Raw genomic sequence first — 20761 nt, 5'->3', positions numbered from 1 at the left:
TCTTGTCTTCGTATTATCCGACAGAACCGCCGCTATGGTGTTCGCCTTGCTTGAGCGCTCCTGCGATCGCATCGCCACAATCTAACGACGATCCTGCCGTGCCGCTACACCGGTTTTTTTATTGAAATGGCATTGGAGGTAGTATCGTGAATCAACCCATCATGAAAGGTGTGGCTGCATTAAACGCACCCGCTTACGTGAAACATCAGAAATTGATCAACTGGATCGCCGAAATGGCGGCTTTGACCAAACCTGACAATATCTATTGGTGTGACGGCTCGCAAGAAGAGTATGACCGTCTGTGCGCACAAATGGTTGCCGCTGGCACCATGAAAAAGCTCAATGAAGCCAAACGCCCGAACAGTTACCTGGCCTGTTCCGACCCGTCGGACGTGGCCCGTGTCGAAGACCGCACCTATATCTGTTCGACCAATAAGGAAGATGCGGGCCCGACCAATAACTGGATGGCACCCGCAGAAATGCGCGCCACCCTGAACCCGCTGTTTGATGGTTGCATGCGTGGCCGCACCATGTATGTCGTGCCTTTCTCCATGGGCCCATTGGGCTCACCTATCGCCCACATAGGCGTGGAATTGTCTGATTCCCCTTACGTTGCCGTCAACATGCGCATCATGACGCGCATGGGTAAGGCCGTCTATGACGTTTTGGGCACGGATGGTGATTTCGTGCCTTGCGTACATACAGTAGGCGCACCATTGACCGAAGGTCAGGCCGACGTTGCATGGCCTTGCAACAGCACCAAATACATCGTGCATTATCCAGAGACCCGCGAGATCTGGTCTTTTGGTTCCGGTTACGGTGGCAATGCGCTGCTGGGCAAGAAATGCTTTGCACTGCGTATCGCCTCCACCATGGGACGCGACCAGGGCTGGCTGGCAGAACACATGCTGATCCTGGGCGTTGAATCACCAGAAGGCAAGAAGCATTATGTGGCAGCGGCTTTCCCGTCTGCCTGCGGCAAGACCAATTTCGCTATGCTGATTCCTGCCATCAAAGGCTGGAAAGTCACCACCATTGGTGACGATATCGCCTGGATCAAACCTGGTGCGGATGGCCGTTTGTATGCCATCAACCCTGAAGCCGGTTATTTTGGCGTGGCACCTGGCACCAATACCGCGACCAATTCCAACTGCATGGCTTCCCTGACCGCCAACACCATCTTCACCAATGTCGGCCTGACCGATGATGGCGATGTCTGGTGGGAAGGCATGAGCAAGGAAGCCCCAGCGCACCTGATCGACTGGCAAGGCAAAGACTGGACACCAGAAATCGCCAAAGAGACAGGCCGTAAAGCTGCCCATCCAAATGCGCGCTTCACGGTTGCAGCAACCCAGAACCCGGTGATCGATGCAGCCTGGGATGATCCTGCTGGCGTGCCTATCTCGGCCTTTATCTTTGGTGGCCGTCGCTCAACGACCGTGCCTCTGGTGACAGAAGCCCGTAACTGGGTAGAAGGCGTCTATATGGCCGCGACCATGGGTTCTGAGACCACGGCTGCTGCCGTGGGCCAGCAAGGCGTGGTACGCCGTGATCCTTTCGCCATGTTGCCTTTCATGGGCTACAACATGAGCGACTATTTCCAGCACTGGCTGGACATGGGCAAGAAGATAGAAGCAGCGGGCGCAACACAGCCAGCTATTTTCTGTGTCAACTGGTTCCGTACGGATGAAAACGGCAAATTTGTCTGGCCAGGTTTTGGCGACAATATGCGCGTACTGAAATGGATGCTGGAACGCATTGAAGGCCAGGCCAATGGTGTGGAAAACATCTTTGGTGTCACGCCTACCTTTGCAGACCTGAACTGGGAAGGCCTGAACTTCACGCAAGCACAGTTCGACACCATCACTTCCATAGACAAGGCCGCCTGGGAAGCAGAGTTGAAATTGCACACCGAGTTGTTTGAAAAATTGGCTTACCATTTGCCAGTTGAGCTGGAAGCGACCCGCGTTGCCCTGGAAAAACGCCTGGCAGCCTGAGTGTCAAGCAGCAAGTAATAACAAAAAACGCGACCAAGGTCGCGTTTTTTGTTTTCTTGCACATGCTGGAAATACGTGATGAACAGGTGTATAAATACCAACTGAGCCTGCCACGCCATGGCAGCCAACATCTCGGATATCTCATGGGCCCATTCAATCCACGCCTGATGCTGTTAGTGTTCACAGGCTGCATGCTGGTTTTGCCCGGTCAGGCACAAAGTCGCGCTGAGCGCAGCCTGGATATTTCCTTGCCAGATACCAATCGCCCCAGTACCTCCACCGCCCAGAGAGTCCTGGAAAAGGCTTATGGACAATTGGGGATCAAGGTCAATTTTGTTGCAGTACCGGGTGCGCGGGCCCTGAACATGTGGAACGCAGGAAAACTTGATGCTATTGCAGCCAAGATCATAGACAGCGGTTTGCCAGATTCCATCAAAATCAATGTACCAATTGCTTTTGAAGAAGTCGTCGTATTTGCCACTAAAAAAAACTTTACTGTGGACGGTTTCGACAGCTTGAAACCCTATGTCGTGGGCTATGTCAGCGGCATTACCTATCTGGATGACAGGCTAAAGAATATACCGCAGAGAGAAACTGCTCCGGGTCTGGAATCCCTGTTCAGGAAACTTGAAGCCGGCCGCACCGATGTCGCTGTTGATTCCCGTTTCAGCTTTTGTCTGGTGCGCAAACTGGGTTTGCATGAGATACGCATACTAGAGCCATCGCTGGAAAAACGCCTGGGCTACCATTTCCTGCATGTCAGGCACCAGCCACTGGTTCCTGCGGTAGAAGCTGTTTTACGCAATATGGAAAAAGACGGCAGCATCAGGAAGATACAGGAAGAAGTCATGCAAGAGTATATGGAGCAATGCACCGGCCTTACTGATGCCAGAAGCAAAAAAGCCGCAGGTTGATTAATCTGCGGCTCTTCAATCTCGTGCAAGGCCTTACTTAAGGGTAAGCAGTACTATCAACGATGCACCGGCAATAATGCAGGCTTACGTTTCAAGCCACTTTTTGCCGTGGCTTCTTCAGAAGCCTGCATGATGCCTCTGGCACTCAGTGCAGCTTCGCTGCTGACTGGTTTGCTCAACATGCGCGCCAGCTTGTTGACCAGGGGCTTGCTGATATAAGCCGCCGGAAAAGCGATAGGCCATACTGTCAGCCAGGCTTCCATCCAGGCAGCCATGAAATCATGTCCGTAACCCATCCACATCAGGCGCAAGACTGCGGTTGCTACCAGACTCACCAGACCTGTTGTTAGTATGGTCGGCAACATCGAAGCCAGACTGCGGGAACCAGCCACCGCACGTGGCTGGCGCGTCTGGCGCACCTGACCTTGTGCCACTACAGTGCTCTGGGCTGATGCGCCAGCTAAAGAATAAGCAGATGAATGTTGCATAATACCAATTACTTATTTAATCGTGCTATGTTTAGCCAGGGGCGCTCAGCCACGTGCTGCCAGGGCACGCAATTCAGCAGCCATGTTAGGCGAGCTGCGGTCCAGGTCATTGGCGATACGGCGGATAGTCAGCATATTGCGCAAGTTACGTGAAGCTGTTTTTTCTTCACGGGACTGTTTTGGGCTGACCACCAGCAAGGCTGCGCGCAACATGCCCATCAGCATAGGTTTGAACACGATCAGCATGGTGGCGAGGATGCCCAGGCCCAGCAATGGACGGGCGGAAGCAACAACGGCGCTGATAGCGATTTGGGAAACTGGCAGTGCGCTGGCAACTGGGAAGGCGATATTCAGGAAAGTCATGATTTACTCCACTCTTTAAACTCTTTGTAATGACGACATAATATTGCAGTGCATCATATAATTCTAATTTTGATTTACCATATCAATTATGCTGTTTATGAATAATTGTCGGTAACTCATTGGCAATTTACCAATTGGAGCAAATAACGTGAATTTTCTGACATTGGATTTGAATCTCCTGCGTGTGTTTGATGCAGTCATGATCGAGCAGAACCTGACCCGTGCAGCAGACAAGCTGGCCATGACCCAGCCCGCCGTCTCCAATGCACTGAAACGCCTGCGTCATTCGCTCGGTGATGAGTTATTGATACGTACCGCCTATGGCGTCAAGCCTACCCCGCGTGCAGAGATATTGTGGCCAGCGATACGCCAGGCCCTGTCCGCGCTCGAAAGTGCAATTGCCCCGACCAGCTTTGATGTATCACAGGCACAAACCACCTTCAGGATGGCGATGTCAGATGCGACTGCCGCGCTGTGGATGCCTACCCTCGTCAATGTGCTGGAAAAAGAAGCACCGCGCGTCAATGTGCGCATGGTGCCGCTGACCACGCGGGAGCCGCGCCCCATGCTGATGCGCGGTGATATTGATATCGCCATCGGCTTCTTCCCTGGCGTCGTGGCCCAGCTCACAGGCGGGCAGGGGGCGGCGAATAGCGCGATACGGCATGAGAGGCTGTATTCCGGCCATTATGTAGTGGTCATGCGGCGTGGTCATCCACTGGCGAATAAAAAACTGACGCTCGATGATTATTGCAATGCCAGGCATTTGCTGGTGAGTTTTTCTGGCCGCGCCCATGGTCTGGTCGATGAAGCCCTGGCCCAGATGGGGCGGGAAAGACGCATCGTATTAACAGTTAATCAATTTTTTACCAGTGGCCGCGTGGTGTCCAACTCGGATCTCCTGACGGTATTACCACGCCATCTGGTTGCCGCAACCGGCATGACAGGTGGCTTGGTCTGGAAAGAACTGCCTTTCGCCATGCCGGACGTGCACGTCGATATGCTGTGGCATGAACGTGACAGCCGTAACCCGGCCCACCAGTGGATACGTGGCAATCTGGTTGATATGACGCACTCGAACCTGATTACCGAACTCGAACATGAAATAACACTCGATACCTGAAAACGGGAAGCAAAATCAGATCAAGATAATTCAGGCAAAACAGTATTATCAACAAGCAAGGATGGAAGAACAGCGGGAATTTGCTTACTATTGTGGCAGCCAGCGTGGCAGTGAGCTTAACTGGCGACCAATTCTATGCCTGAAACCGGCTGTTACGGTACAGTGCAATATGACATGCATGAGATTTAAGCTATCGATATGAGCACCGTCCGCAACACTTGCTTACGCTTCCTGTTACTGCTCGCAGTTTGCCTGGGCTGTTGCGCGACGTTTGCACATGCAGCAGTTCTCAGGCTTGATGATGGTAAAAATGAAATTCCCTTGCGCTCTGACTTCCAGGTATTTGAAGATAAAAGTGCCAGGATGGAAATTGCCGACCTGCTCAAACCATCCAGTAATGCAGAGTTCCGGCCACTGCGCGGCAATTTGAATGTATCGTTTTCCAAATCCGCATTCTGGCTGAAGCTGGATGTGCAAGGCAGCCAGGCCGCTTTGGCGCGGCAATGGCTGATGGAATTGTCACCAGTCATCCTTGATGATATCCGTCTCTACCAGGTCCACCCGGATGGCAGCACAACGGTGCACCGTGCCGGTGATCGCCTGCCTTTTTCCAGCCTTGAACTCAAACACCATTACCCGCTGTTCCAGCTGCAATTGCCGGATACCCGAATACAACATCTGTATCTGCGCCTGCAAAGCAGCAGCGCAGTGTTCCTGCGCGCCAGCCTGTGGGAATCACATGCCTTTGTTGAGCACTCCAGCCAGGTTGCTATGTTCATGGGCATTTATTATGGGGTGCTGCTGGCCATGATCGTATATAACCTGCTGCTGGCCATTTCTTACCGTGATGTAGCGCTGCGCTATTACCTGTTTTTATCTTGCATGTCCTTGCTGGCAGGGATGAGCCTGAACGGCCATGTTGCCATGTATATCCTGCCTGACTGGCCAGAACTGGCGGATATATTACCCAGCTTCCTGTCGCCACTGGTGGTCATGAGCTCTACCATGTTCATCGCCAGCTTTTTGCGCCTGCATGAAAAAATGCCGCGCATTAATAGCCTGTTCATCTTCGCCCAGGTTGTCTGCATATTTGTCTCGCTGGCGGTGCTGGCAGGTTATTACCAGCTGGTTGCACCCTTGATGCAGATAACCGGCTTTGCCCTGATGATGGTGATCCTGCCTGTGTGTCTGCTGGTGGGTTTGCGTGGTTATCGCCCTGGTTACATCGTTCTGCTGGCATCTGCCACCTGGATCACCGGCCTGTCGCTGGTGGCCTTGCGCAATATGGGCTTGCTGGAGCCTAACTGGGCGACCGAATATGGTTTCCAGCTAGGTTCAGCCATAGAAGCCATTTTGCTGGCCCTGGCCCAGGCATATCACATCAGCCTGATGAAGAAAGAACACGCCCAGACCCAGGCAAAGCTGCTGGAGATATCTCAACGTACTGAACAAGAGCTTGATGCCATGGTCAGGCAGCGCACTGCCGAACTCGACGAGGCGGTTGCCAGCCTGCAAAAACTCGACAAGGACAAGAATGATTTCCTGGGCATTGCCGCCCATGATTTAAAAAACCCCCTGACCAGCATCATAGGCATGAGCGACTTGCTGCGCAAACTGCAGCAAAACATGCCAGAAGAGCAGCGCCAGCATTATCTGGAGCGCATCAGCAACAGCGGCCAGCGCATGATGCGCATCATCAGCAATTTGCTGGATGTGAATGCCCTTGATTCTGGCCACCTGCATCTGAAGCTGCAAAGCCTGGACTTGTCGAGGATATTGCAGGACGTGGCTCAGCAATATACCGAGATGCTCAAGGCCAAGGACTTGCAGGTCATACTGGATATACAGGAAGGCGTCATGGTCAAGGCAGACTTTGATGCCTGTGTACAAATCATTGATAACCTGTTGTCAAATGCAGTCAAATATTCACCGCTGGGCAAGCGTATCTGGCTCAATGTCAGCAGTACAGCAGAATTTGGTGTGTTCCAGGTCAGGGATGAAGGGCCGGGCCTGTCTGCAGCAGACCAGCAACACCTGTTTGAAAAATTCACCAAATTGTCGAGCCTGCCAACGGCAGGAGAACATTCCAGCGGCCTGGGCTTGTCCATCGTCAAAAAGCTTAGTGAAGCCTGCGGCGGTAAGGTCGATTGCGAAAGCGTGGCTGGGCAGGGTTGCAACTTCCTGGTGGAATTGCCGCTGGCGGCATAAACATATCGCCAGCGCATGAATGGCTTACAATCACAGACATTCCAAGTACCCAACAAGATAAAACATGTTCACAGGCATAGTACAGGGCATAGCCCGCATCGCAGCACTCAATGACAAGACCGGTTTGCGCACTTATCAGCTGGAATTCCCTGGCGGTTTTTGCAAAGACCTGGAAATCGGTGCCAGCGTCGCCGTCGATGGCGTTTGCCTGACCGTGACCGCCCTGCATGGCGACAATGCCGCAGAATTTGATGTCATGCAGCAAAGCCTGGCGATTACCACGCTGGGTGAATATGCCCTGGATGGCCGCGTCAATGTAGAGCGCGCCGCCAAAGATGGCGCCGAGATCGGTGGTCACCCCTTGTCTGGTCATATCGACTTCAAGGCCCATATCGCACAGATACGCGAGCTGGAAAACAATTACGTGATACGCATCGCCGTGCCACCAGAATGGCTGCGCTATATCTTCGCCAAAGGCTATATCGCCATCAATGGTGCCAGCCTGACGATAGCCGAAGTCAACCGCCAGGAAGGCTGGTTCGAAGTATGGCTGATCCCGGAAACCCTGCGCATGACCGTCTTTGCCGAGAAAAAGACCGGTGCCAGCCTGAACATAGAAATTGAACGAACCACCCAAGTCGTGGTCGATACAGTACGCAATATGCTGGCAGAAACCCTGGGGCCACTGATGCCAGCGCTGGAAAGCCTGCTGGCGCAACAAGGCAAGGACCTGGGACAAATCCTGCAAAGCCAGGTGCCACAACCCAAATAAGCCTGATCTGCGCTTGCTTCAGCCCCAAACATCAAAAAGGACAGCCATGCACGACGAAGGAACCGAGCAAGCCAGCGCAGCAGCCACGAGCATACTGAACAATATCCGGCTATGGCAGGATGCCACCGCTGCCGGGGATGTGGATAAATTGCTCGATTTGATGGATGAAGAAGTGGTCTTCCTGGTGGCAGGCCATCCGCCGATGAAGGGCCGCGAGCAATTTGCCCAGAACCTGCGCAATATCTTGCAGACACATCACATCGCTTCCAGCTCCCAGATACAGGAAATTGTCGTGCAGGCTGATCTTGCCTATACCTGGTCTTACCTGCAAGTCGAAATCATTCCCAAGCAGGCGGGCCAGCACATGAAGCGTGCCGGAAACGTGCTGAGTATCTGGCGCTTGCAGACAGATGGCAAGTGGCGGATCAGCCGTGATGCGAATTTGCTGACGCTGGAAACCCGGAATGAGTCTTAAGCGTGAGTATGAGCAAGCCTTTTAACTCATTGCTCCACAGGATATTCACAGGCATGTCCACAAGCTTATCTACATACTTATGCACCGCTTTTCTGGGCTTGTCCACAGTCTTATGTACAGGCTTATCCACAGGTGCCCATGCACAAAACACACAAAACGCTCAAAACATAGATGCCCCGAATGTTGTCCCCATCAGCGCACAACTGACCAGCTCAGGCCAGCCCACTGCCAAAGCGCTGGAAAGCTTGTCTGCGCAGGGCTATGAAGCCGTCATCTACCTGGCCCCGCCGCATGTCTCTGATGCCGTGCGTGAAGAGAACATCATCGTCGGTCGCCAGAACATGTTGTTTGTGAATATCCCGATAGTTTTCAACAAGCCAGCCGTCAGCGACTACGAAACCTTTGCCGCCATACTGCAGGGCCTGGGAAATAAAAAGGTGCTGGTGCACTGCCAGGTGAACATGCGTGCATCCACCATGGTCTTTCTGTACCGAGTAGTGGTCGGCAAGGAAGACCCGTCCATTGCCTATGAATCAGTCAGCAAGGTCTGGACACCGAGCGGGCCATGGAAGCAACTGATGCTTGATGTTCTGCAAAAGCACAAGATCAGTTTTGAGCCGTATTGAAAGCAGGGCATACCCTGCTTTCACACATTAAACACTGGTTAATAAGGCTTTGCCACGACCACGCTGACTGGTACATCGACAGTTTCCAGTGCGTCATACATCGTGATGTCCAACTTGCCAGAGCTGACAGGGCCTGGGAAGGTCCATTGGGTCTGCACCCGCACGCCACCGGTTTCTCCTTGTCTTGAGAGTGCGCCACGCTGTCCGGTGAGTGTGCTGCCATCAGCCTTGGTGATCTTGATTGCCGAAATACGCTCTAAAGCCTCGCCGCCGCTCAACGTGAAAGAATTGGCATCAAGTACGGCAACGCTGATCTGACCTATGCCCAATTCAGGTCTGCTGCCCACTTTCGCTTCAAATTTCGCGGTTTTTCGGACTTCTGAAATCGCGACCTGAACCTTGACACTGCCACTGAAGCGGATACCAGCGACAGGTTTATCAGGCAAACGGGAAACACTGACGGAGATCAGGGTTCTCTTCCTATCTTCACTCACTTTGCGAAAGCTGGACACCTCGGCAGGTCCAAGTTCAACGGTAGATTTATCTGACAAGATAGCTATAGCACTGACTTTTGAATCATTGCTAAAAAAAGGCATGTCTGTAATCAGCCGGTTCTTGAACGTTGCAATGAGATGGGTCTCCACCTTTTCCTGTGCATTCATGCTCCCCATAGGAACCAGGTTTTTTTCACGTCCCGGTGGTGCCTCAAGAAAACTGGCACCTATTTGTTTGACACTTACGGCGGCTTGTTCTGCGTATGCGGAGGTATTCAACAGAAACAGACTGGTCACGACAAGTTTGCATATCTTGTTCATTAGTATCGCTTTATTGGATTTTAATTTCTTCGTGCAGGTTTTTATATGGACCGGTGAGCTCAAACAATCGGTAAATCAAGAATGTGTTTGCCAGCCACATACTTTAGTTGGCTATGTTCTCATACGTCAAGACAGTAGTATGCGTTTTGCTGCGTAGTTTGCGCATAGTTTGTGCTTCAGGCGCAGGGCTCTTTTCTTATACAGGTACAGCATTGTAGACATGGACAACAGCAATATAGCAAAAAAGAGATCGTGTGGTCAGTTGGAGTCAGCCTGCACGCGCCTTGCTTATTTCCATATCGGTTTTCATGCTCTTGCTGATCGTCTTGACCGTTGTCATGGTCGGTATCGTCGTACTCGCTGGTTTTGCCGGACAGGGTAGATATGACAGCAATACCGGCAATACAGCATTCTCTAACTCTGCATTTGTATATGCCAAAGTGTTCGGTCTCATTGCTTTTCTTAGAGGCTGTTGCAAAATTAAGATGGCTAGGCGCAACAACGCCAGGTTAATTTTGCAACAGCCTCTTATTATCATCCTTCCTAGCAATTCTTACTTAACGCCCCTAAGAAACTTTGTTGCATTTACCCCCACGGAAGAAATCGTAACACCGGAAGATATCGTAACAAGTGAAATTATTGACAATGCCCATGTCATAATCATTGGGCAAAATTTAAGCAATCCATCCAGATAATCAGGGAAGCACCATGCAAAGCAAATCGTTCAAAATGGCGATGTTGTTCGCCTTATTCATTGCCATCATAGGCGGCGCATACTGGTACAAGAACAAAAGCACGAGCTCACCTGATGCTGTTGGTGCACTGGAAATCAAGGATGATCCGAATGCGCCGCTGACCCTGGTCGATGCGGCAGACCGTGGTCTTGATGGTGCGCCAGCACTGGCGCTGACCTTCAGTATTCCTCTCGACAGCAGCAAGACTTATGAAAAGTATTTGCAGGTATTCGAGATGCCGCCCTCGGCTGCTGATCTGAAAAAAGCCGAAACCAATAACAACGATGAAGATAATGGCTATTACGATGATGGCCAGCCCAAAAAAGGCAAGGTCAGCACAGTCAGTACCAAAGCAGAAGACACTGATAGCAAGGGCGGCAAGCCGGTAACCGGTGCCTGGGTGGTTGGTGAAAACCCGCGCCTTTTGTACTTCCCGCATATCAAGCCACAGACCCGCTATGTCGTCCAGGTGCAGACCGGCCTGCCTGCTCGCAATGGCAAGACCCTGGGCAGTGAAGCACGCTATTCGATCGTCTCTGCACCGGTTTCCCCTTCGTATTACTTCGCCAGCAATGGCATGGTCTTGCCTGCCAAACAGAATGGCGGCTTGCCTGTTGTTACTGTGAACGTGCCGGAAGTGGATGTGCAATTCCTGCGTGTCAAAAATGACCAATTACCGCGCTTCCTGGACCGCGTCATCAATGGCAAACCGAAAAAAGCCGATGCCGCAAAAACCGATAGTGAGGAAGGCGAAGCTGGCGAGGACTACAACTATGACTGGAAGCGCAGCAGCCTGAAAGGTGCGGTCCAGGTTTACCAGCTCGATGATTTGCGCAATATGTCTGAAAGCGTGTATTTGGGCCGCTTCATGACCGAGCAAAAAGCCAACAAGCGCAGTGTCACTTATATCTCGGTAGAAGATATCAAAGAACTCAAGGAGCCAGGCGTGTATGTCGCCGTCATGAGCCAGCCTGGCCGCTTCCGCTATGAATACCAGACCACGTATTTCTATGTGTCCGACCTGGGCCTGCATACACGTTTGTATGACAAGTCAGCTGATGCCTTTGTCAGTTCTCTGACTGATGGCAAAGCCGTTGCCGGTGTTGAAGTATCCTGGATGGATGAAGCAGGCAAAGTGCTGGCCAAGGCAGATACCGATGGTGATGGTCATGTGGTTTTTGCCGAACAACCAAAAACTGCCAAGGTCTTAATGGCACGCAAGGGTGAGCAGATTTCTGTGCTGGCACTGAAGGAACCTGCGCTCGATTTGTCAGAGTACGATATCACTGGCTCGCCTTACAAGGCAACGCGCCTGTTTGCCTATTCCGGCCGCAATCTGTACCGCCCCGGCGAGCAATTCGATGTGTCTGTGCTGGCACGTGATGCCGATGGCCGCGCCGTGCCTGCCAAGGCCATACAGGCCAGACTGAAACGCCCGGATGGCAAAGACCAGTTCACCGCGACCTGGCGGCCAGACCAGCGCTTTGGCGGTTACCTCGTCAAGCGCCTGGAATTACCAGCCGATGCACCTACCGGTTTCTGGACACTGGAATTGCGTGCCGACCCGGCTGACAAGGTGCCGGGCACGGTATTCCGCTTCGGCGTAGAAGAATTCCTGCCAGAACGCATGAAGCTCGATCTGTCCAGCAAACTGGCGAATTTGGCGGCTGACAGTGACTATAGCGTCGATGTAGTCGGTAGCTACCTGTACGGTGCACCGGCAGCCGGTAACCGCCTGCTGGGCGTGGCCCAGTTTGAACGCAATAAGAATCCGCTGGCCAAGCAATACCCCGGTTTTGAATTTGGCGATGTCACTGAAAACGAAGCCAAGACCCGCACTGAGCTCGAAGAAAGCAAGCTTGATGATGAAGGCAAGGCATCCGTTGATGTTGATCTCTCACCCATCGCCAAACGTCGCTCCCCCTTCACAGTACGCACTACCCTGAGCCTGCTGGAAAGTGGTGGCCGCCCAGTCGTGCGCAGTATGGAACGCGTAGTCTGGCCTGCACCCGTATTGGTAGGCCTGCGCCCGATGTTCACAGGTGAATATGCGCCTGAAGGCAGCCCAGTAGAGTTTGAAGTTATACGCTCGGACAGGGATGGCAAATTGCAGGCATCACCGACTTTGCCAGTACGTCTGTTCCGTGAAGACCGCAATTACTACTGGCGCTTTGAAGACCAGCGCGGCTGGCAGTCTGGCTTTACTGAAACCGATGAACTGGTAGAAACCAGTGCTGTTGCCGTGCCCGCCAATGGTCGTGGCAAATTGCGCCTGCCGGTGCGCTATGGACGTTATCGCCTCGAAGTGCTGGACCCGGATACCAAGATGCAGGCCGTGTACCGCTTCTATGTGGGCTGGAGTGCCCGCAGTGATGAAAGCCAGGGCGTGCGTCCTGACAAGGTCGCCATGAAGCTGGATAAGCCTGTCTATAAAGATGGTGACACCGCCCGTCTGACGTTCACCCCGCCACACAAAGGCGAAGCCCTGATCACGGTAGAAGGCGACAAGACCCTGTGGATAAAACGCATGGCTGTAGGTGCCGATGCTACGACTATCGATATCCCGCTCAACAAGGACTGGAAACGCCACGACCTGTATGTCTCTGCCGTGGTTCTGCGCCCTGGCAATGAAGGTGACAAGGTGACACCGGCGCGAGCACTGGGTGTCGCGCATATCCCGCTGGACAGGGCAGACCGCAAATTTGCCGTGACCATGGAAGCACCAGTCAAAGTGCTGCCTGACAGCACCGTCAAGGTAAAAATCAAGGTGCCAGAAGCCAAGGGCCAAAAAACCATGGTGACCTTGTCAGCAGTAGATGTGGGCATTTTGAATATCACCAAGTTTGTCTCTCCTGATCCACATGCATTCTTCTTTGCCAAATTGCGTTATGGCCCGGACCAGCATGATATCTATGGCCGTCTCATAGAAAAAATGCAGGGTCAGAAAGGCAAGCTGAAATTTGGTGGTGATAACACACCCAAAGCCACAAAGAGCTTGCCGAAGAAGGTCAAACTCATCGACATCTTCAGCGGCCCTGTGCAACTCAATGAGCAGGGTGAGGCCGAGATACCATTGGCCATCCCCGACTTTAACGGCACTTTACGACTGATGGCTGTGGTGGCTGGTAGTGAGCGATTTGGTGCCAAGGATGCCGAGATGACTGTTGCAGCGCCGCTGATAGCGGAGTTGGCAACGCCACGCTTCCTGTCTTTTGGTGACACCGCCATCGTCGCGCTGGATTTGCATAATCTCTCGGGTGCAGGACAAAACCTGAAAGTCAGTATCAATGGCGGCGAGGCCCTGAAACTGACTGAAGCAGAACGCAGCCTGAGCCTGAAAGACCAGCAAAAACAAACCCTGCGCTTCCCTATAGAAGCCAAACCGGTGCCGGGTTTGCATACCATCACCGTCAACATCAGCGGCTCTGGTATCAAGATGGAGCGCAGCTTTGCCCTGACCGTGCAGGCACCAACGCCACAGACCCAGATCACCAAACGCTTTACCGTAAAAGCCGGTGAATCGCTGGATATCAAGGAAGCTGATCTGGCAGGCTTACACAAGGCATCGCTGCTGGCGCACATGGTGGTATCGAACAAGGCACCGATCGATATCCGCGCTGCCATCCAGGGTTTGCTGACTTACCCCTACGGCTGTGCCGAGCAAACCACCAGTACTGCTTACCCGCATGTATTCATTGATGAAGAAGCCGCCAAACGCTTTGGGCTCAAGCCTTATACACGTGAGCAAAGAGTCGAAATGCTGGACAAGGCCATCGCCCGCCTGGCAACCATGCAGGCACCGAATGGTGGCTTCAGCCTGTGGGGTAATGTGTCTGAGTATGAGTACTGGTTGTCTGCCTATGTCACCGGCTTTTTGGTGGATGCACGTGAGCAGGGCTTTGGTGTGCCGGATGCGATGTATAACAAGGCACTGGATTTCCTCCTGCGCGGTTTGCAGGACGGGGTAGCACGTATGCCAGCGAGCCCCAAACCGGTAGCAGCCTCCACGACTGGCACAAGTAACCTGTGGGAAGAAAACCGTGTGCGTGACAATAGCCACTTCGGTGTACTGGCAGCAGGTGCATACGTGCTGTCACGCCAGAACAAGGCGCCGCTGGCGACCTTGCGCCAGATGCATGATGCGCGTGGTAATGCACAGTCTGGCCTGGCCCTGATACAACTGGGCATCGCCTTGAAGCAAATGGGTGACAAGGCACGCAGCGATGTCGCTCTGGCCGAGGGTGTCAAGAAAGGCCGCGACAATGGTTACTGGTGGTATGACTACGGCAGCAACCTGCGCGATGCTGCGCTGTCCTATGCCTTGCTGGATCGCCATCAGATCAAGCTCGATGGTCGCGATAACCTGATCGGTGTCATCGCCAATGAAATGGAAAAACATCGCTACTACAGCACACAGGAAAAACTCGCCCTGTTCCTGGTAGGCCGTACTTACAGCACGGGTGAAACAACACCATGGACAGGCACTTTGGCGATTGCTGGCAAGACCGATGAATTGTCAGCCAAGGCCACGCTGTTCCGTGAATTACAGGCCAGTGAATTGTCATCCGGTGTCAAATTGAGCAATAACAGCAAAGACAATCTGTATGTGGAATTGTCCATGAACGGCAACCCGATCAAACTGCCACCAGCGAAAAGCGACGTCATAGAACTGAGCCGCAAGATGTATGCACCAGATGGTTCCGAAATCGGTAACCGTCCTTTGAAAGTAGGTGAAACCATCATCATGCGCATCACTGCCCGCAGCCGCAACGCCATGGGCACAGGCATGATCGTTGATCGCATCCCGGCTGGCCTGGAAATCGAAAACACCAATATCGTCCAGGGTGAACAGATGGGTGTGGTCACGATAGATAAACTCAACCCTGCCGAAGCCATGCAAGACCCGCATATCAAGCATGTCGAGTTCCGCGATGACAGGTTTGTAGCAGCTGTGCGCATGGACTGGAATGTACTGAACCTGTTCTATCGCGTGCGGGTAGTGACACCAGGTAAATTCGTCATACCGCCGCTGTATGCGGAAGATATGTACAGGCCGGATTTGTATGGGCAAACCGGTGGGACGGATGTGTTGACTGTGGTGGAGAGTGGGAAGTAGTTATGGTGCTGGTCGGGGGGTGTAGGTTGGGCTACGTTTCATCAGCCCAACACTGGGCCTCTGGATAAGGTGTTCGTTAATCAATGTCCGATTCAAGACCTCTCACCACAGAGGAAGGAAAGACTTCTTGCAAGAAGTCTTCGTTACGCAGGCGTGTGGCATGCCACACGAATTCCCTGCTACACCACAGAGTCACAGAGGAAAAACAGAGATTGTTTTGACTCCTTCCCCTTCAAGGGGAAGGTTGGGATGGGGATGGGTTTCAGTAAAACAACGGCAATAAAAAAAACGTCGCTCCTGCGAAGGCAGGAGCCCAGCGGCGTTCGTCGCAAGTCGTGCAGTAGATTAACTTGAATAGACGATGCACTACCGCCGCAATTGAAACATTTGACCGATCAACCGCACCCCATCCCCACCCTAACCCTCCCCTTGAAAGGGAGGGAATTTAAGCGTTGAAAAAGTAAGTGCATGAACAAATACCTGCAAATTTTTAAACGACGTATACAAGACTTGCTCACCCACAAAAAAACCTGGGCAGCAATCATCACCATCGCCGTGACTTTCATCATCGCCGACCTCTGTTTCCCCCTGCCCAAACCAGGCCGCGATTCCCCCTACGCCATGGTAGTCCTGGCCCGCGACAGCACGCCTTTACGCGCCTTTCCTGACAAAGACCACATCTGGCGTCACGCCATCAGCCTGCAAGAAGTCTCACCTTATTATGTCGACGCATTGACGCAGTATGAAGACCGCGCATTCTGGTGGCATCCTGGGGTCAACCCGCTGGCATTGACGCGGGCAGCATGGCAGTGGCTGCACAATGGCAAGATCGTCTCTGGCGGTTCCACCATCACCATGCAGGTGGCCCGCATCATTGACCCCACACCGCATACCGTGCGTGGCAAGCTCAAACAGATTGCCCGAGCGCTGCAACTCGAAGCGCATTATTCAAAGAAAGAAATACTAACCCTGTACCTCAACTATGCCCCCATGGGTGGTGTGCTTGAAGGTGTGGAAGCCGCCAGTCGCGCCTATCTCGGCAAACCTGCCAGCCGTTTGACACATGCCGAGGCAGCACTGCTGACGGTGCTACCGCAATTGCCCTCGGTCTTGCGGCCAGACCGTTATCCACAGCGTGCGCAAGTAGCGCGTGACAAGGTCATACGCCGCATGGATGGCAACTGGAGCAAGGACATCATTGCCGATGCCCTGACCGAGCCCGTGACCGCGCAGGTCGTGCGTGAACCTTTACTCGCGCCCTTGCTGGCGCTGCGCATGAAGCAGCAAGCAAAGCGCACCAAGAGTCAGCAAACCGTGATCCAGACCACAGTGGATACGGCAATCCAGCAAACCGTGGAAACCCTGCTGGCCGACCGCATACGGCAACTGCCACCACATGTATCGATGGCCGCGATGGTGATGGACAATGCCAGCTTTGAAGTGCTCGGTTATGCCGGTTCGGCAGACTTCAGTGACCGTGAGCGTTTCAGCGATGTTGATATGGTAAGGGCTGCACGCTCGCCGGGTTCTGCCCTGAAACCCTTCCTGTATGCATTTGCGCTTGATGAAGGTTTGATCCATTCAGAATCTTTATTGTCCGATACACCGCAATCTTTTTCTGGCTACCAGCCTGGCAATTTCCAGCAAAATTTCAGTGGCCCGGTGAGTGTGTCTGAAGCACTGGTGAAATCCCTGAATGTACCCGCTGTCGAAGTGCTGGAACAACTGGGCTCATCGAATTTTGTATCCATGCTCAGGCGCGGTGGTTTGAAGCTGGAATTCCCACGCGGTGCCACCCCCAACCTCAGCGTCATTCTGGGTGGTGCAGGGGCCAAACTCGAGGACATGGTCGGTGCCTATTCTTCCCTCGCCCGCAAGGGCATGGCCGCCGTACCGCGTATGACGCCAACAGCGCCGCGTAAGGAACAAAGGATGATGAGTGAAGGTGCCGCCTTCATCGTGCGCGACATACTGGAAACCGGCGGGCCCGTGGCGCGTGCCGTCGAAGGCAACGGCAGCTACCGTGGCATCGCCTGGAAGACCGGCACCAGCTTCGGTTTCCGCGATGCCTGGGCAGTCGGCGTCAGCAAGCGCTACACCATAGGCGTCTGGGTAGGGCGGCCAGATGGCACACCCAATCCCGGCTTCTTTGGCGCGAACGTGGCAGCGCCCCTGCTGGTGGATATTTTCACCGCCATACCCGATGGCCGCAACACCAGCCCGGATGTGCCACCAGCCACGGTAAGCCAGGAAAAAATCTGCTGGCCGCTCGGCACACGCGCCAGCGAACAACCAGAAAAACTCTGCCCGCTACAACGCACTGCCTGGGTCTTGAACGGCGCAGCGCCACCAAGTTTTGCCGACCGGTTGAAAACCGCCTCGCCTATATTCACTTACTTTGTCGATAGCCAGAGCGGCTTGCGGGTAGCCCCTGAATGCAGCAAGCGCCCCATGGATAAATTGCAGGCTGCACGCTGGCCCTCCGCCCTAGAACCCTGGCTCGATGCAGGCCTGCGCAAGGCCGCCCTGCCACCAGCCTGGGCGGCAGAATGTGCAACTATCTACAATGCCGATGAAAGCATCAAGATAGTCGGCCTCAGCGATGGCGAAATCCTGCACAGGGCCAGTGGTAAGGAAGTACCCAAAGCCAGGCTGGAAATCCGTGGCTCACAAGCAGAAGTCAGCTGGATGGTGAATGGCCATCTCGTCTCGAGCAAGCTGGCGAACCAGTCGCAGATCATAGAATTTCCTGAAGCGGGGCGCTACGATATTACTGCCTTTGATGCGTATGGGCGCTATGACAGAATAAGCGTGAGCGTAACAAAGTAAAGCTATGTAAAGAAGCGGCTATCTTCACTTTTCCTTCATAGTTTTTGCTTAAGATCTATCCTGTCACCAACACCCTTGAAAGGAAACAGGATGAAAAACTTATTAAACCTGGCCCGTGCCAGTATCTTTATGGCGGCATTAGGTGCCAGCCTGTTCACACATGCTCAGCCACCTGGCGGTGACCAGAAGAAGCCGCCTGAAGCAGGCAAGGATGACAGGCCCAGGCACGAACCACCACCGCAAGCCTATGAAGATTGCAAAGGCAAGAAAGAAGGTGCGGTAGTACAAATCACCACACCACGCGAAGGCAAGATTTCTGCGACTTGCACCAATTCACCCAAGGGCCTGTTTGCCAAACCAGAAAGGCCACCACGTCCTCCAGAAGGCAAAGAAAATAATCCGCAAGCAAAGAAATAATTTGTCACAACAAGTCTTCTTTCTTTACATGTCTGACCCCGTCAGTGCAGGTTTGCCAGAGTAGAATTTCTACATTGGCAAATCTGCAGCCATGCTGAAAGAAAACCATGAGTGAAGAGCAATTAATTCCCGTTTTTATTCCCGCCCTGATTGCCCTGCTGGTGCATGCAGAAGATAGCAAAGGTGAGCCCCTGACGCATGCAGAAGTGCTGAACATACGCGATTACGCGAATGTCATGATGATGGAAAAGCCCCACGCAGATGCACTCGACGAATCTCGCGGTTACGACGACATAGATCCGGAAAACTGCTGGTATGACTGGCAGATGTGCAGAAGAAAAATGAACCGCCAGCCTGAGCTTGACCCCGGTGTCAGAATCAGCATGAGCAATACCGATGACGAAGACATGCATCAAGCCTTTGCCCAGGCACAACTATCCTTGCCGCAATTCCGTCAACTGATCTACAGCAACACTGCAAGAGAATATCACCCCCTGGTCAAGACCAAATTTACATTGGCCGATGGCAATATCTTTGTATGGCTATTGGTGGTCGAAAGTAATATAGAAGGCTTTCTGGCAGAATTATTTGAGTTACCACCAGCCCTGGCTAACTATGAAATAGGCGACAGCTTCCAGATCACCAACGACGCCGTTGTTGACTGGATGATCAACCACGATGGCAAGCTACACGGCGGCTACACCATACGCGCGCACAGGGCAACGCTCGATGCTTTGGAACAGGAAAAACTGGACAGGTATCTGGGAGTTAGTCGCTACCTGTGAAAGCCATAATTCACTTAACGAACTAGGCTGGGCAAACAGTTCCACCATCTTCTAATGAGACCGGGCCTTTTGAATGCTTATAGCGTTTAGGTGCGATTAGAGCAAAGTAATCGCACGCATGGTGCCAAGCGGCCCTGATCGTCGATTTCATCTTAAGAACCCACATGACCATCAAATATTGCCTTGGCTTCCATATAGGACAAGTCGAATGTAAGTCTAAGCATTCTAATTGTACGCAATTCATGAAGCCCTTCGCACTTGGTGACATCAATCAATTGCGTGGGAGATAATCCAAATTGGTGTAGCAGTTTATATGTGTCGTAATTTGTTGGATCAATGTCCCAGATTTTTCTAGAAGGAGCCTCTTCTTCCACATTGGGTGAGGCTGTTGATAACTCCAAATCAGTGAGAAGTGCCTTGATCATTTCCGCTTGATCGATTACATACTGGTCTGAATGTTTTTGTAATCTGTCCAGGGCATAAAAGATGTTTGCCTTACAGACCGAGCGCATTACGTCATTCATATTTTCCCCGATGTTGAATCCCGCGTTGGTGCAATTAGTGCAACGTAATCGCACGTATGTCACGCTGTAAAATATTATTACTCATCCTTTGAAAACCATTCGTCCGAATACGCTAGCTATTCGCACCTGCTTGTATCAGCCTGTGGATAACGCAGATAGTAATTATCAAACTCAGCAACTTCACGTAAAACAAATCCATGCTGAAGATAAAAGCGGTTAGCATCACTATCACGCAAGGCACCAACATGGATGATCTTTCCGAGTTCGTCGGCTTCTGCCTGCACCAGTTTGATAACTACACTGCCGAGGCTACGTTGCTGAAAATCCGGATGCAGGTAAAGGTGGTCAAGCAAGAAATCATTGTCCTGCGGACGCAGTACTAAAAAGCCTGCCAGCATTCCATCCAATTTGATGAGCCTGGTGTATTCGGCTGAAAAATTTTGCAGCAGGCGCTGCCGTGCTTTTTCTGCATCAAAACGGCCTATGCGTTCAAGACTGGGGCGCATGGCGAGGACGCGCAGTTCAGCTAACTGTGCGGCATCATTCAGCGTGCAAGCTTCAAGTTTTAAATTCAT

17 protein-coding genes are annotated in these 20761 nt (G+C 52.6%); 11 read left to right on the top strand and 6 right to left on the bottom strand.

What is annotated here, in order from left to right; all coding sequences use genetic code 11:
- The first annotated feature begins 146 nt into the window (after positions 1 to 146).
- Both ACO0LN_RS04405 and ACO0LN_RS04400 read left to right on the top strand, forming a co-directional pair.
- Complete coding sequence (locus ACO0LN_RS04405; RefSeq protein WP_422971345.1) at positions 147 to 1997, top strand: phosphoenolpyruvate carboxykinase (GTP); 1851 nt, start codon at positions 147 to 149, stop codon at positions 1995 to 1997.
- A gap of 62 nt (positions 1998 to 2059) precedes the next feature.
- Entirely contained in the window at positions 2060 to 2911 is an 852-nt protein-coding gene (locus ACO0LN_RS04400; protein ID WP_422971343.1) for a substrate-binding periplasmic protein, read from the top strand.
- Between the two features lie 56 nt (positions 2912 to 2967).
- Here ACO0LN_RS04400 and ACO0LN_RS04395 read toward each other — a convergent pair whose 3' ends face one another.
- Together ACO0LN_RS04395 and ACO0LN_RS04390 are read right to left on the bottom strand one after the other, a co-directional pair.
- Complete coding sequence (locus ACO0LN_RS04395; RefSeq protein WP_422971341.1) at positions 2968 to 3399, bottom strand: DUF2798 domain-containing protein; 432 nt, start codon at positions 3397 to 3399, stop codon at positions 2968 to 2970.
- A gap of 45 nt (positions 3400 to 3444) precedes the next feature.
- Positions 3445 to 3762 carry a hypothetical protein gene (locus ACO0LN_RS04390; protein ID WP_422971339.1) on the bottom strand — a complete coding sequence of 106 codons (318 nt, stop codon included), beginning with the start codon at positions 3760 to 3762 and terminating at the stop codon, positions 3445 to 3447.
- A 148-nt stretch (positions 3763 to 3910) separates the two neighbouring features.
- On the opposite strand from ACO0LN_RS04390, the gene ACO0LN_RS04385 reads away from it, so the two are divergent.
- The 5 genes from ACO0LN_RS04385 (at position 3911) to ACO0LN_RS04365 (ending at position 8966) form a co-directional block, all read left to right on the top strand.
- Entirely contained in the window at positions 3911 to 4885 is a 975-nt protein-coding gene (locus ACO0LN_RS04385; protein ID WP_422951747.1) for a LysR family transcriptional regulator, read from the top strand.
- A 198-nt stretch (positions 4886 to 5083) separates the two neighbouring features.
- On the top strand, positions 5084 to 7093 hold the full coding sequence (locus ACO0LN_RS04380; protein ID WP_422971337.1) for a sensor histidine kinase: 2010 nt from the start codon (positions 5084 to 5086) through the stop codon (positions 7091 to 7093).
- Between the two features lie 64 nt (positions 7094 to 7157).
- A complete protein-coding gene (locus tag ACO0LN_RS04375; RefSeq protein ID WP_422971335.1) occupies positions 7158 to 7865 on the top strand; it encodes a riboflavin synthase subunit alpha in 708 nt (235 codons plus the stop codon).
- Between the two features lie 46 nt (positions 7866 to 7911).
- Entirely contained in the window at positions 7912 to 8340 is a 429-nt protein-coding gene (locus ACO0LN_RS04370) for a YybH family protein (RefSeq protein ID WP_422971333.1), read from the top strand.
- Positions 8341 to 8393: 53 nt separating this feature from the next.
- Positions 8394 to 8966 (top strand): protein tyrosine phosphatase family protein, encoded by a 573-nt coding sequence (locus ACO0LN_RS04365; protein ID WP_422971331.1) that lies wholly within the window; start codon positions 8394 to 8396, stop codon positions 8964 to 8966.
- A gap of 38 nt (positions 8967 to 9004) precedes the next feature.
- Here ACO0LN_RS04365 and ACO0LN_RS04360 read toward each other — a convergent pair whose 3' ends face one another.
- Positions 9005 to 9781 carry a hypothetical protein gene (locus tag ACO0LN_RS04360; protein ID WP_422971329.1) on the bottom strand — a complete coding sequence of 259 codons (777 nt, stop codon included), beginning with the start codon at positions 9779 to 9781 and terminating at the stop codon, positions 9005 to 9007.
- A 268-nt stretch (positions 9782 to 10049) separates the two neighbouring features.
- On the bottom strand, positions 10050 to 10235 hold the full coding sequence (locus tag ACO0LN_RS04355; protein ID WP_422971327.1) for a hypothetical protein: 186 nt from the start codon (positions 10233 to 10235) through the stop codon (positions 10050 to 10052).
- 254 nt (positions 10236 to 10489) lie between these two features.
- Here ACO0LN_RS04355 and ACO0LN_RS04350 point away from each other — a divergent pair, with 254 nt between their 5' ends.
- The 4 genes from ACO0LN_RS04350 (at position 10490) to ACO0LN_RS04335 (ending at position 19662) form a co-directional block, all read left to right on the top strand.
- Positions 10490 to 15631, top strand: a complete 5142-nt coding sequence (locus ACO0LN_RS04350) for an MG2 domain-containing protein (protein WP_422971325.1) — start codon at positions 10490 to 10492, stop codon at positions 15629 to 15631.
- Between the two features lie 468 nt (positions 15632 to 16099).
- Positions 16100 to 18460, top strand: a complete 2361-nt coding sequence (gene pbpC / locus ACO0LN_RS04345; RefSeq protein WP_422971323.1) for a penicillin-binding protein 1C — start codon at positions 16100 to 16102, stop codon at positions 18458 to 18460.
- 90 nt (positions 18461 to 18550) lie between these two features.
- Positions 18551 to 18877: a hypothetical protein gene (locus ACO0LN_RS04340; RefSeq protein WP_422971321.1), complete on the top strand. Its 327-nt coding sequence runs from the start codon at positions 18551 to 18553 to the stop codon at positions 18875 to 18877.
- A 107-nt stretch (positions 18878 to 18984) separates the two neighbouring features.
- Positions 18985 to 19662 (top strand): DUF2314 domain-containing protein, encoded by a 678-nt coding sequence (locus ACO0LN_RS04335; protein ID WP_422971319.1) that lies wholly within the window; start codon positions 18985 to 18987, stop codon positions 19660 to 19662.
- Between the two features lie 152 nt (positions 19663 to 19814).
- Here ACO0LN_RS04335 and ACO0LN_RS04330 read toward each other — a convergent pair whose 3' ends face one another.
- Together ACO0LN_RS04330 and ACO0LN_RS04325 are read right to left on the bottom strand one after the other, a co-directional pair.
- Positions 19815 to 20186 (bottom strand): hypothetical protein, encoded by a 372-nt coding sequence (locus tag ACO0LN_RS04330; protein WP_422971317.1) that lies wholly within the window; start codon positions 20184 to 20186, stop codon positions 19815 to 19817.
- Positions 20187 to 20302: 116 nt separating this feature from the next.
- A complete protein-coding gene (locus ACO0LN_RS04325) occupies positions 20303 to 20761 on the bottom strand; it encodes a GNAT family N-acetyltransferase (protein ID WP_422971315.1) in 459 nt (152 codons plus the stop codon).

Source organism: Undibacterium sp. TC9W, from assembly GCF_049339865.1.
Lineage (GTDB): Bacteria > Pseudomonadota > Gammaproteobacteria > Burkholderiales > Burkholderiaceae_D > Undibacterium.
This window is presented reverse-complemented; position numbering and strand designations above follow the sequence as displayed.